Annotated in this window: 10 protein-coding genes; 6 read left to right on the top strand and 4 right to left on the bottom strand. The window is 63.2% G+C overall.

Annotated elements, in window-relative coordinates:
• Positions 1-54: 54 nt before the first annotated feature.
• The gene (locus ACTOWJ_RS27350) at positions 55-678 is read right to left on the bottom strand and encodes a hypothetical protein (RefSeq protein WP_441337795.1); all 624 of its coding nucleotides are present in this window, start codon (positions 676-678) and stop codon (positions 55-57) included.
• Positions 679-1,145: 467 nt separating this feature from the next.
• Between ACTOWJ_RS27350 and ACTOWJ_RS27345 the strand changes: the two genes are divergently transcribed.
• Positions 1,146-1,667 (top strand): DUF6622 family protein, encoded by a 522-nt coding sequence (locus tag ACTOWJ_RS27345; protein ID WP_441337794.1) that lies wholly within the window; start codon positions 1,146-1,148, stop codon positions 1,665-1,667.
• A gap of 313 nt (positions 1,668-1,980) precedes the next feature.
• On the opposite strand, the gene phhA is transcribed toward ACTOWJ_RS27345, so the two are convergent.
• Complete coding sequence (gene phhA / locus ACTOWJ_RS27340) at positions 1,981-2,874, bottom strand: phenylalanine 4-monooxygenase (RefSeq protein WP_441337793.1); 894 nt, start codon at positions 2,872-2,874, stop codon at positions 1,981-1,983.
• Positions 2,875-3,010: 136 nt separating this feature from the next.
• Here phhA and ACTOWJ_RS27335 point away from each other — a divergent pair, with 136 nt between their 5' ends.
• Positions 3,011-3,487 carry an Lrp/AsnC family transcriptional regulator gene (locus ACTOWJ_RS27335; protein WP_441337792.1) on the top strand — a complete coding sequence of 159 codons (477 nt, stop codon included), beginning with the start codon at positions 3,011-3,013 and terminating at the stop codon, positions 3,485-3,487.
• On the opposite strand, the gene ACTOWJ_RS27330 is transcribed toward ACTOWJ_RS27335, so the two are convergent.
• Both ACTOWJ_RS27330 and ACTOWJ_RS27325 read right to left on the bottom strand, forming a co-directional pair.
• On the bottom strand, positions 3,459-4,061 hold the full coding sequence (locus tag ACTOWJ_RS27330; protein ID WP_441337791.1) for a cytochrome c oxidase assembly factor Coa1 family protein: 603 nt from the start codon (positions 4,059-4,061) through the stop codon (positions 3,459-3,461). The two genes, ACTOWJ_RS27335 and ACTOWJ_RS27330, sit on opposite strands and share 29 nt — an antisense overlap.
• Before the next feature lie 83 nt (positions 4,062-4,144).
• On the bottom strand, positions 4,145-4,852 hold the full coding sequence (locus ACTOWJ_RS27325; RefSeq protein ID WP_441337790.1) for an aspartate/glutamate racemase family protein: 708 nt from the start codon (positions 4,850-4,852) through the stop codon (positions 4,145-4,147).
• A gap of 377 nt (positions 4,853-5,229) precedes the next feature.
• Here ACTOWJ_RS27325 and ACTOWJ_RS27320 point away from each other — a divergent pair, with 377 nt between their 5' ends.
• The 4 genes from ACTOWJ_RS27320 (at position 5,230) to ACTOWJ_RS27305 (ending at position 12,221) form a co-directional block, all read left to right on the top strand.
• Positions 5,230-10,488: a hypothetical protein gene (locus tag ACTOWJ_RS27320; RefSeq protein ID WP_441337789.1), complete on the top strand. Its 5,259-nt coding sequence runs from the start codon at positions 5,230-5,232 to the stop codon at positions 10,486-10,488.
• Between the two features lie 15 nt (positions 10,489-10,503).
• Complete coding sequence (locus ACTOWJ_RS27315) at positions 10,504-11,415, top strand: RHS repeat domain-containing protein (protein WP_441337788.1); 912 nt, start codon at positions 10,504-10,506, stop codon at positions 11,413-11,415.
• The gene (locus ACTOWJ_RS27310; protein ID WP_441337787.1) at positions 11,412-11,714 is read left to right on the top strand and encodes a hypothetical protein; all 303 of its coding nucleotides are present in this window, start codon (positions 11,412-11,414) and stop codon (positions 11,712-11,714) included. Before ACTOWJ_RS27315 ends, ACTOWJ_RS27310 begins: the two co-directional genes overlap by 4 nt.
• 195 nt (positions 11,715-11,909) lie before the next feature.
• Positions 11,910-12,221: a DUF5076 domain-containing protein gene (locus ACTOWJ_RS27305; protein WP_441337786.1), complete on the top strand. Its 312-nt coding sequence runs from the start codon at positions 11,910-11,912 to the stop codon at positions 12,219-12,221.
• Positions 12,222-12,546 lie beyond the last annotated feature (325 nt).

Below are 12,546 nucleotides of genomic sequence, written 5' to 3'. Positions count from 1 at the left end.
AAAGCGCGTCGCCGCCCGGATCGGCGGCGACGCAGGACGCGCGTGGGATGCCGCTTACGGCATCGAAGCGGTGTAGGTGACGCGGCTGTTGTTGGCGTTCACGCCGCCGTAGGTGCCCGGTGCGACCAGGTTGTTGTTGCGATACGTGTAGGTCCACTTGGCATCGGAGTTGACCACTTTGCCGGAGGCCGGTGCGACCGCAATCGTGGTGGTTGCGCCGTCGGCCAGCGTGGGATGCAGCAACTTGGCGGCCAGCGAGCCCGGATCGGAAGCAACCGCGATCTGGCTGTAGGAGATCGTGTCGCCCGAGCCGTTGCCGAGCGCGCCCAGCGTGGTCGAGGAGAAGCTGATGCTGCCGTTGTTGCCGACCAGTTTCGCAGTGACGGCGCCATCGGCCAGATCGCCCGAGGCGGCGGTGGCAGCGACGGCGGTGCCGTTGCCGATCCCGTTCGCCGGTACCGCGAAGGCGATCTGGTTGATGGTCGTGCCGGCGGCGAAATCGCTGCCCGCACCCACGCGCAGGAACAGGATCTTCGGCACCGTGATCTGGAAGTCCAGGCGCGCGGTCGCGGTGATGGGGGTGGTGCTGCCGGTGGTGAACTGGGACTCGGCTTGGGCGATCAGGGGCACGCTGGCCAGCAGCGAAACGGCCAGAAGGGCTTTCGTGAGCTTGCGCATGATGGGTTGGGGTTCCGCAGAAAGGCTGCCGGGGAATCCGGAGCTCCCGCCAAACACCGCAATATCCATGCCATAAACGTGATTTACATCGCAGTGCGGTTTGTTATGGGCACGTGATCGATTTAGTTAAAAATGTGACGAATTACCAAAGAGCAGGGCGACCTCCCCGGCGGGTCGTGAACCGTCGTGTTTGGTCAGGTGGCACCGGGATCATGTGACGTGCCGGGACCAACCGGCGCAGGCGAGGCTTCGGCCGAAGGCCGCGGTGAGCCGATGCGCGACCGAGCGCAGGCGATGTCGCCCGGCCCGTCGGCAACCGTCTGCGGCGCCGAAGTGACTTCCGGCAGGCCGGATCGGTGACCGTCGGGACTGCGCCCCGCGCCGGCGCGGGCCGAGCATGAGCGCCACACCGCCGCGACCGCCGCCCGCGTGTCGCGGCCCCGCCCTGCCGCTCTCCGAGGTTCGCCATGTTCCTGTCCGCCCTGTTGACCCACACGCCCCTGTGGGTGTTCGCACTGTTCGCGGTGCTGATCTGGCTTGGCGCCAGGCGCCTGCGCGCGAGCACCTTGCCGCTGGCGCGGGTATGGACGGTGCCGGCGATCTTCATCGCCTGGGGCTTGTGCGGTCTGTTCGCGCACGCCGGCGGCACGCCGATCGAGAGCCTCGGCCGCTGGATCGGCGGCGCCCTGATCGGCGGCGCGCTCGGCGCCTGGTCGCTGTCGCCGTCGGCATTGCGTTTCGACCATCGCAACCGGCTGGTGCGCCAACCCGGCAGCGCCTTGCCGCTGCTGCGTAATCTGGCGATCTTCGCCGGCCACTACGTGCTGCAGATGATCGCCGCGGCGCATCCGCAAATGCGCGACAGCGCCATGGCCTGGGACTTGTACGTGTCCGGTTTCAGCGCCGGCTTCTTCATCGGCTGGGCGATCCGCTTCGTCAGCGCGCGCCGCGTGGCGATGCAGACGGATCTGGTGGCCAGCGCGGCTTGATGGCGCGCTGGCGGTCGGATCGACTGAAGGTTCGGCGCGATCTGAGCGAAGGCCGACAAACTCAAACCTCGACCTGAGCCGTATACGAGCGCTCCACCGGCAACAAAGCGCGGGCCTCATCCAACTGCCCCGCCTCGACCAGCGCATGCAGCCGATGCGCCAGCTTGGTCATCGGGCGCCAGCTTAGCGCGCCGACAGCGACTGTAGGAGCGGCGCGAGCCGCGACTGCGAAACCCTGCCTGCGTCGTAACCTTCGTCGTAGTCGAAATGTCGCGGTCGCCGCTCGCGCCGCTCCTACAGTCGGAAGTGAAACTCAGACGTCGCCGTCGAGCAGCCAACCCTCGCCGGTGCCGCGGTTGTAGACCGTATCGCTCGCGAGCACGTCGCCGGCCGGGATCGAGTCTTGGTGCGCCAACCGCTGGTAGATCGGCGTGAAATCCGGCTCGGTGGCGCGCATCAACTGCTCGAAGCTGTCGATGACGAAGTAGGTCTTCTGGTAGGTGTCGATGCGGTAACGCGTGCGCATCAACCGCTCCAGATCGAAGCCGATACGGTTGGGCGCATCCGATTCCAGGCTGTAGATCGACTCGCCCTTGGACGAAACGATGCCGCTGCCGTAGATGCGCAGCCCGTCGGCCTGCTTGATCAGGCCGAATTCGACCGTGTACCAGTACAGACGGGTCAGGTGCACCAGTGCGTCGGGATCGATGCCGTGCGCCTTGACGCCACCGCGGCCGTAGGCCTGCATGTAATCGGCGAACACCGGGTTCATCAGCAGCGGCACGTGGCCGAACAGGTCGTGGAACAGATCCGGCTCGGACAGGTAATCGATCTGTTCGGGCTTGCGGATCCACCAGGTCACCGGGAACCGGCGGTTGGCCAGGTGATCGAAGAAGGTCAGCTCCGGCAACAGGCCTTCCACGCCGATCAACTCCCAACCGGTGTGCGCGCGCAGCGTGCGGTTGAGATCGTCGAACTTCGGAATCTGGTGCGGGGTCATGTGCATCGCGCGTTGCGCGGCGATGAACTCGTCGCTGGCGCGGCCCACCAGCACCTGCTGCTGGCGCTCGAACAACTGCGCCCACACGGCATGGTCGTCGGCCGAATACGACGCCCACGGCTGCTCGATCACGGCGGTCGTATAGACCGGCACGTAGCCCTTGTCGGTGAGCTGATGTTCGACGCGCTGCGGGGTGGCGGTGTTCATGCCGGGTCGCTCCTGACCACGAGGGGAGGTGATCACACGACTCTAATCGCGTTTTGGCGCAATTAGCTTGCGTTCTTGCGTATTTCGGCCTTGATGGCGCAATATTGTTGCGCCAATACTGCATAAGGCGCTGAAAATGGCCACCATCGAACTGGACCGCACCGACATCGTCCTGCTGGCCGAATTGCAACGCGACGGCCGCCTGACCAACGCCGAATTGGCCGAGCGCGTGCACCTGTCGGCCTCGGCCTGCCTGCGTCGGGTGCAGCGGCTGGAACGCGAGGGCGTGATCTCCGGCTACCGCGCCGAAGTCGATGCCGCGCGCCTGGGCCTGGGCCTGCAGGCCTTCGTGCGGGTGCGCCTGGGCCGCCACGACAGCGAGGCGGTCGGCGCCTTCGCCGAGTTCGTCGAGACCTGGGACGAGGTGGTCGCCTGTTACGCGCTCACCGGCGACATGGATTATCTGCTCCAGATCGTCGTGCGCGACCTGGAGCATCTTTCGCGCTTCCTGCTCGACCGCCTGCTCAATCAGGCCGGCGGCGCCGACATCAACTCCAGCCTGGTGCTGCGCACGGTCAAGGCGTTCAAGGGACTGCCGCTGCCATCGCGTTGACCTTGGGGGCGCCTTCCTCGGGCGGTTGGTCCTGTTCGGATTCGTCCTTGGGCGCAGCCGGATGTTTCGACGGCGCTTGCGCAGGCGGCTGATCGATGTCCGGCGGTGCGATTTCGCGATCCGGCGATGCGCGCCCGTTCGCGCCTTCGCCCTTGCCGAGCAGATCGATGCGTTGGTCGCTGCCGTCGATGGCGATCTCGATCAGCGAATAGGTCCAGCGCCCGGCCGAGCGTTCGGCCTTCAGATACAGCTTGCCTTTGCCCTTGGGACCGGTGAGCGGCAGCGACAGATCGGCGCTGCCGTCGTCGTTGTGGGTCTGCATGCTGCCCTGAATCATCATGCCCGCTTCCAGCGGTTTGCCCAGCGCCGCGACCACCGCCGGATCGGCTTCGGCCAGTTCGATGGAATGCCGGACCGGTTCGGAGCCGGCGAAAAGTCCCGACACGCCTTTCAGGCCGAGCCCGATCAGACCGGCCAACAACAGCGCGCCGAACAACACCAGCGTCAGGCAGCCGGTGGGCACGAACCATTTCCAGTTGCGGCCGAACCAGCCGGGATTGGGGCGGTCGTTCATCGCAGGCTCCGTTTGCGCAGGTCAAGACCGCAGTGTGGCGGCAGCGCGGCCGCGACGCCACCGTCGCGCGGCGGTGGCGCCTTTCAGCCCGATTCGGTTTCGCCGATGCAGGCCAACGCGGCCGCGCGCGCATGCAGCGCAGTGGTGTCGAACAAAGCGATGTCGACATCGCCCGGCCCGATCAGCAGACCGATTTCGGTGCAGCCCAGGATCACGCCCTGCGCGCCGCGCGCGACCAACCCCGCGATGATGCGTCGATACTCCTCGCGCGATTCTTCGCGGATCTTGCCCAGGCACAATTCCTCGTAGATCACCCGATGCACGATCTCGCGTTCCTCAGCCTGCGGCACCAGCACCTCCAGACCGTAGCGTTCGATCAAGCGTTGCCGATAGAAGTCCTGCTCCATGGTGAAGCGCGTGCCGAGCAGCCCGATCCGGCCCATGCCCGCGGCGCGGATCGCCGCACCGGTGGGATCGGCGATGTGCAGCAGCGGCAACTGCGAGGCCGCTTCCACCGCATCGGCGACCTTGTGCATGGTGTTGGTGCAGATCACCAGCAACTGCGCGCCGCCGTCGCGCAACGAGCGCGCCGCGCGACCTAGCAGCGCGCCCGCCGCGTCCCAGTCGCCGGCGTGCTGCAAGCGTTCGACCTCCGCGAAATCCACGCTGTACAACAGCAGCTTGGCCGAATGCAGACCGCCCAGGCGCTCGCGCACGGTCTCGTTGATCAGGCGGTAATAGGGCAGGGTGGATTCCCAACTCATGCCGCCGAGCAGGCCGAGGGTTTTCATGGGGATTTGGCTCATGGGGCGAGTATAGCCACGCACTCCGACCAGCCGCCTGTAGTGGGAGTGGCGTCGGGTCACTCAATTGATGGCTTGCATGAGTGCTATCGGCGCGTACTGTCGCGAATCGATCCGGTCGCAAGAATAGTCGCCGAAGCGCAGTCTGCCGCTTGTCGTATCGCTTTGGTGTCGATCCTGTTTTCTGCGAGACTACAGCTGCAAGGTCGTCGCGATGAGCACGACCCTGTGCAAGGCGGGCAATGAATGCCCGGGGGAACTAGTCCCAGCCGCAATGGCTGACTGACATGGAAGAAGGTATGAAATCTTCGGGTAAAAACTTCAACCGCGGGCTCCGGGTCGGGGCAGCTTGGATGGCGCTTGTCTTGTTGTTTTCCTTTGGCGCCGCGCACGCCCAAGGCACGGACTGGCCCAACGAGTACGCCAAGCGCGTGCGTTCGACCGAGAACGTCTCGCCGCTGGGCGATGAGGCCTTCGGCGACAAGGTCAATCTGTTCAACGGCACCGTGCGTTTCGCCCACGATCTGATTTCGGTTCCGGGCAACAGCGCGTTGCCGGTGGGGCTGGGCATCTTCTTCGACCCGCACGACATCACCCAGGGCCATTTGAATGGCTACTGGGATTTGGATATCCCGCACGTTAGCGCGATCCACGCCGCCAAGAACTCACAGGTCAACGGCTGGGTGCCAGAGCCGCCTCACCAGGTCAGCAACGGTTCCGTCAGCTTCGACCGCTCGATGTTTTGGAGCGGCAACCGGCTGACGATCAACGGCGGTGGTGGTGGCGATCTGCTCAAGATCCCGGTCGACCCCAAGCGCGTCAAGCCGAACAACTCGGTCACCTATACCTACGCGACCAAGGATGGTTGGTTCTTCTCCGAACTGCCCAGTGTGCAGAACGGACCCGGCAAGGGCCTGATCGGCTACGCGCCCGACGGCAACAAATACACCTTCGATTGGCTGGTGTATCGGCGCTATTCCACCATTTCTCATCCCTGGGGCTACAACGTCCCCAACGCTCTGATGCCGCGGCACAAGCTCAAGCTCTACGTCACCAAGATCGAGGACCGCTACGGCAACTGGGTCAAGTACGACTGGGAGTACGACTACCCCAAACGGATCTACGCCAGCGATGGCCGCCAGATCACGATGACGTACACGGCGCCGGCCATCCATATGTTCGAAGGCAACTATCACGCCGATATCCTGACGGCGACCGCCAACAACCGCACTTGGACGTTCACGGATCAGTCGGCTAAAGGCGGAAACGTGCAGAACCCGGACGGCACTCAATGGAAGTTCGAGGGGTCCGGCACTGCGACTCCGTATCGCCTCTCCGTCGCTGAATATTTGAGAGACCCGCGAAACAATCAAACTTACGAGGACCAGAAGGTTCCATGCTCGCCCGGGTCCATCCTTCTGGACACTCGGTATACCGTCAAAGTAACCCACCCCTCCGGCGCGGTCGGCGAGTATGTGTTCAAGCCGATGCGGCACGGCAGAGCGAACGTTCCCTATATTTGCGAGACCGGCTTCGACGAAGGGAAGAGCCGACGCAACCGCTATTCGACCTACCACGACACCTGGTCGCTTATCGAGAAACGCATTTCCGGCTCCAATGTCGCACCACAGGTGTACACCTACGCCTACAACGGCCTGGACGAGGGCTATGAGCCCCAAGACGAATCGCGTTGGGATATCGGCCCGGGCTGGAACGCGAAGTACGCGCCGCCCGCACCGAACTACAAGACGGTGACGGTAACCGAACCCGACGGCACCCAGAACGTCCACACCTTCGGTCGCGATCGCGATATCAACGAAGGCCAGTTGTTCCGCGTCGAGACGCGCAAGAACGGTGCGGTCCACAAGGTCGTCCAGAACGATTACCTATCGGAAGCCGAGGCGGCCAGCCAGCCGTTCCCCGCGTGGATGGGCTCCAGCGGCGACGAGTACGCCGATCGCCTGCCTAACTCCAACCGGCCGCTGAAGTCGGTCGTCACCAGCCAGGACAGCGCCACCTTCAATCGCAGCTTCAACAGCTTCGATGCCCTGGTGCGTCCGCTCAACGTGCGTCGGTGGTCCGCGGCCACGCAAAGCGACCGCAGCCGCAGCGACACCAGCGAGTACCACGACGATCTGGCGCTGTGGGTGCTCGGTCAGCCCAAGAAAGAAACCAATACCGACACCGGCCGCGTGGTCTCGGAAACCGTCTACAACGACAAAGCGCAGCCGGTGCAGCGTTTCTCGTTCGGCCGTCTGGTCGAAAGCTACGGCTATCACGCCGACGGCACCTTGGCGAGCGTGACCGACGGGCGTAACAACGCGATCTCGCTGAACAACTGGAAGCGCGGCTTGCCGCAGTCGATCGGCTACCCCGACCAGACCGGCGAGTCGGCCGTGGTCGACGACAACGGCTGGATCACCTCGGTGGCGGATGAAAATTCGTTCACCACCTCCTACGCCTACGACGCGGCGGGCCGGTTGCAAACGATCGCGTACCCTGGCGCCGACACCAACGCCTGGTCTGCGACCCAGATCAGTTTCACCCGTCGCGACATCGACGAGCACGGGCTGGCGCCCGGCCATTGGATGCAGAACACCACCACGGGCAACCGCATCAAGAACCTATTCCTGGACGCGTTGTGGCGGCCTGTGTTGACCCACGAATGGGACAGCACCGATCTGGCCGGCACCTTGCGCACCACCGCGGCGCGCTACGACGATCAGAACCGGCCGGTCTTCGCCAGTTATCCGGGCGCCACCGCCGCCGCGCCGACCCAGGGCGTGCACACCGAGTACGACACCTTGGGCCGCACCACGCTGGTCAAGCAGGACAGCGAACTGGGCCAGCTGATCACCCGCACCGAATACCTGCCGCAGCTGATGACGCGGGTGACCAATCCGCGCCTGCAGGCGACGGTCACCTCGTTCCAGGCCTACGATCAGCCCGGCTACGACGTCGCGGTCGGCATCAATCACCCCGAGGGCATCGCGACGGAGTTGCACCGCGACGTGTTCGGATCGTTGCAGGCCTTGCGTCGGCGCAATGCCGACGGCAGCGTGCAAGCCTTGCGTCAGTACGTCTACGACGACCGCAACCGCCTGTGCAAATCGATCGAACCCGAGACCGGCGCGACCATCGTCGATTACGACGACGCCAGCAACCTCGCCTGGTCGGCGTCCGGCGTGGCGGCGCCAGCGACTGACAACTGCAACCGCGATGTAGCGATCGCCGCCGGACGCGCGGCATCGCGCAGCTACGACAGCCGCAACCGGGTCAAGACGCTGAATTTTCCCGACGGCCGCGGCAATCAGGGCTGGGATTACTACCCCGATGGGCAGGTCAAAACGGTCGTCACCCACAACGCCAATGGCGGCGCCACGGTGACCAACAGCTACGAGTACAACAAACGTCGCCTGCTGACCCGCGAGCGTTTGCAGTTCGACGGTATCGATTGGGCGATCGGCTCGGCCTACACCAACGAAGGCAATCTCGAGGCGCACACCTATCCCAACGGACAGCCGGTCGCCTATGCCGCCAACGCCCTGGGTCAGCCGCGCCAGGCCGGCGCCTACGCGACCGGCGTGAGCTACTTCCCCAACGGCGGCATGTCGCGCTTCGCATACGGCAACGGCATCGTCCACACCCTGCAACAGAACCTGCGCGGTTTGGCCGAACGCAGCCGCGATGCCGGCAACGCGGTCGTCCACGACGACAACTACGACTACGACGCCAACGGCAACGTGGCCGCGATCAGCGACGGCCTGCCCGGCGCGCGCGGCAACCGCAGCATGGTTTACGACGGCATTGACCGGCTGACCGCCGCCACCTCGGCGATGTTCGGCGCGGCCAGCTACAGCTACGACGTGCTCGACAACCTGCGTACGGTCAATGTGGCCGGCCGCGATCACACCTACGTCTACGACGGCTCCAATCGCCTGACCAACGTGCAACTGACCGGCACCAGTCAGTCGGTGATCGGCCTGGGTTACGACGTGCAGGGCAATCTGGAGAACAAGAACGGCCAGCAGTTCCAGTTCGACTTCGGCAACCGCTTGCGCGAAGCGGTGGGCAAGGAAACCTACCGTTACGACGGCCACGGCCGGCGTGTGCTCTCGACCAGCCCGAGTTTGGGCAACATCGTATCGATGTACGGCCAGGACGGCGTGCTGCGCTATCAGCGCGACTATCGCAAAGAGAAGGACATCGCCTACATCCAGTTGAACGGCAGTCTGGTCGCTCGCGCGACCACACCGGTCGCTCCCGATGTCCCGGTGCTGACCGCGCCGAGCTACGTCTCGCAGAGCGGCTTCGCCGTTCAATGGAGCGCAACCACTACGGCCGGCAGCTATGAGCTGCAAGAGCAGGCCAATGGCGGCGCCTGGCAAGGCCTGTACAGCGGCGGTGAACGCAGCCGTGCGATCTCGGGCAAGACCGATGGCAGCTACGGTTACCGGGTGCGCGGGTGCAACAGCGCCGGCTGCGGCGGCTGGAGCGCCGCCGCGACGGTGGTCGTGCAGCGTCCGCCGAGCACCGCGCCGGTATTGAGCCTGCCGGCCACGGCCTTGAACGGCCAATACAGCGTCGGCTGGACCGCCGCTGGCGGCGCGACCGACTACGTGCTGGAGGAAAGCTTCAATAACGGCGCCTGGACGACGGCCTACAGCGGCGGCAACCTCGGCCAATCGTTCGCCGGCAAACCCGGTGGCTCGTTCGCCTATCGGATCAAGGGCTGCAACCCGGCCGGCTGCGGTCCCACCTCGGCCGCCAGCACCGTGCAGGTGCTGTATCCGCCCGGCTCGGCGCCGACGATCAGCGCGCCGGCGCAAAGCGACGCGGGCAGCTTCACGGTCAGTTGGAACGCGATCGACGGCGCGGCGAGCTATCAGCTGGAACAAAGCGCGCTCGGTGGCGGCTGGGGTCTGATCCAGGACGCGAATGCGACCAGCCGCGTGATCCACGGCGGCAGCACGGGAACCTACAGCTACCGCGTCCGCGCCTGCAACGCCGCCGGCTGCGGCGCTACCTCAGCGCAAGCCAACGTCCAGGTGATCGGCCCGCCGACCGTGGCACCGTGGGTCAATGTCCCGGTCAGCAGCAACACCGGCACGTTCGGCCTGAGCTGGACCGGCGTGGCGACCGCCACGGTCTATCAGTTGGAGGAAAGCCGCGAAGGCGCGGCCTGGACGCTGATTTACCAGGACGGCAGAGGCGACACCACCGTGTGGAACCGTGGCGACGGCCGTTACGGCTACCGCGTTCGCGGCTGCAACCCCGCCGGTTGCGGGCCGTACGGCGATGCGCAGTTCATCACCGTGGATCTGCCGCCGTCGACGCCGACCATCACGTTCGCTGACCTTTTAAGGCAGACCTTGAACGGTCGACTCGTCAATCAGACTTGCACCATCAAATGGACGGCGGCCGCTAAAACCACCAACTACGAACTGCAGTCGTCGGACACCGGCGCGCTGTTGTACCGCGGCCCATTGAATCAAATCGCATCCAGGTCGAAGAGCGAGTACTGCGCGTCGAACTACGCGGTGCGCGCTTGCGGTTCGGGAGGCTGCTCAACCTGGTCGAGCCCGCCGTTCCCGGCCACCCAACGCACCGAGCCAATGGACTGATCTGAGGAGATCGACATGAAATGGATATCCAAATTCGTAGCGGCCGCGATCCTGGCCAGCGTGGCGTCCAGCGCACACGCACAGACGGCCATTGAGTACATCCACACGGATGCGCTGGGCAGTCCGGTCGCGGTGACCGACGCGAATCAGAACGTCATAGAGCGTACTGAGTACGAGCCGTATGGAGCGCAGATCAATCGGCCGGTGCAAGATGGGCAGGGCTATACCGGGCATGTCAGTGATGCAGCGACCGGGCTGTCGTACATGCAGCAACGCTACTACGACCCGCAGATTGGCCGCTTTTTAAGCGTCGATCCGGTTCAGGCAAACATGACGGGGGCGAATTTTGGTCGTTACCTCTATGCCAACAACAATCCTTACAAGTTCACCGACCCAGATGAGCGACAGGGTGAGTTCTTTGCACTTCGTATGGTGTTCGCGACTGCTGGCGCAGATGCAGTTACACCCGATCCTTCAGATGCTGTTGCGCCGGCAAAGATAGGTTTATATGGAGCAGCGATCGCCGGGACTGCAATTGGTGGTGCCATCGTGTGGGCAATGAATCAAGCGCAGGAAGCAGGAAACGCGAGTAGTAGCGAGGGTAACCCTCATGCGCCAGGTGACGTTCCAGACGAAGGCGTGATTGTTCGTGGGGGCCAAGGCGATATGCCGGAACCTGGAACTACATTTTCTGGATCTCAGGGTGGCACGGTCGAAGAGGCTTCGGCCGGAGTTCCGCATAACACGATTAGGCCGTCAACAGCCGGGGAAATCAGAGGAAATGGCGGCACTGTCGAAGTTGCACCCGAACCAACGCGTTCGGGCAATATCAATGGGCAGCATGTAAACGTTACAGAAGGGGGGCGGGCTAGTTCATTCGGTCCTCCACAGCCAAACCCCGTCCTGAAGGAGGACAGAATTAAATGAACATCCCACAAAACATTCCGCTGACAATATTGGACTACCGAGATTTTCATGATTTTCCACGACTAATTCTTGCCGGCGATCACGACGCAAGATTCTGGATCCTTGATAGCCCGTTCGACGATAACACCGATGAATATTCGAAAAATTATTCAGTTTTCTTTGTAGGTCATGATCTACTTGAATCGCAGCGATTACTTGAGTCCTGGTCCAGCCATCCAGGAGGACTTGGTGTCGGTTCTATAGCAGTTGATCGGGTTTGCTTCGATGAAACTCGGCGAAAAGAGTTTATGTGCACTTAACTCGCACAACTCCTGGGAGGGCCCGGGCCATGCCGCGAGAAGGTGAATATTGCGGGAAGCGGTAGGATGTCGAGCAGAAAGGCATGAACGAGCGCGGAGGAAAGGGTGATCTCGACAACAAGCGCGATGAGGTCGCCGCGGAAAAATGGGGTGCTCGAGGAATCGAACCACCGGTCAGGGATCCAGGAAAGAACAATGAATGAACTGAATATTCCACCGGCAGCTCAAGAGGACGAGAACTCTGTCGAGATGCTGCGTGTCTGGATCGCGCAAAAGGGATTACATTGCTCGCTGAAAATCGGTATGTATGAGAAAAAGAGCGGTGCGTCAGAAGAGAAGGCATGGGGCATCATTTTGGCTGATGCGGTGCGGCATATCTCTGACGGGTTGGAGAGCGGATACAACAAGAACTATGTTGGTACTCTCCAGACAATCTGCCGGCACTTCAATGATGAAATATCCAAGCCAACCAGCCGAATGCGAGGGGGCTTCAACAAGGAACACTAGGGAGGGTCTGAACTACTCTCTCTTAAGCGACAATGTTGCTGGGTCTACCGGGAACGTCCCTTATGCAACGGAGCTTTTGCGATGGAGAACGGGAAGGTAAAGGTAAGCGGACACTGTGCTAGAAGTTCCTGTCGAAAATGGAGCAGATGCGCCGTGGAAGGAACTGTTGGCACTGAGTTCGGATTTTAGATTATTTGCGGCGAGTTGTTCAGATGGTATGGGCGCCTCCGCCTAGTCTTCGGTGGCGCGAGAGGGTCGCCTGCAAGGCGGTCCCTCCGGCCACGGCATCGATGTGCCAATGTGGCTATGTGATTCGCCACCAACC

This window comes from Lysobacter sp. CA199, from assembly GCF_052078715.1.
In the GTDB taxonomy this organism is placed as follows: Bacteria; Pseudomonadota; Gammaproteobacteria; order Xanthomonadales; family Xanthomonadaceae; genus Lysobacter.
Note: the sequence above shows the minus strand (reverse complement) of the source record. Positions and strands in the feature narration are given on the sequence as shown.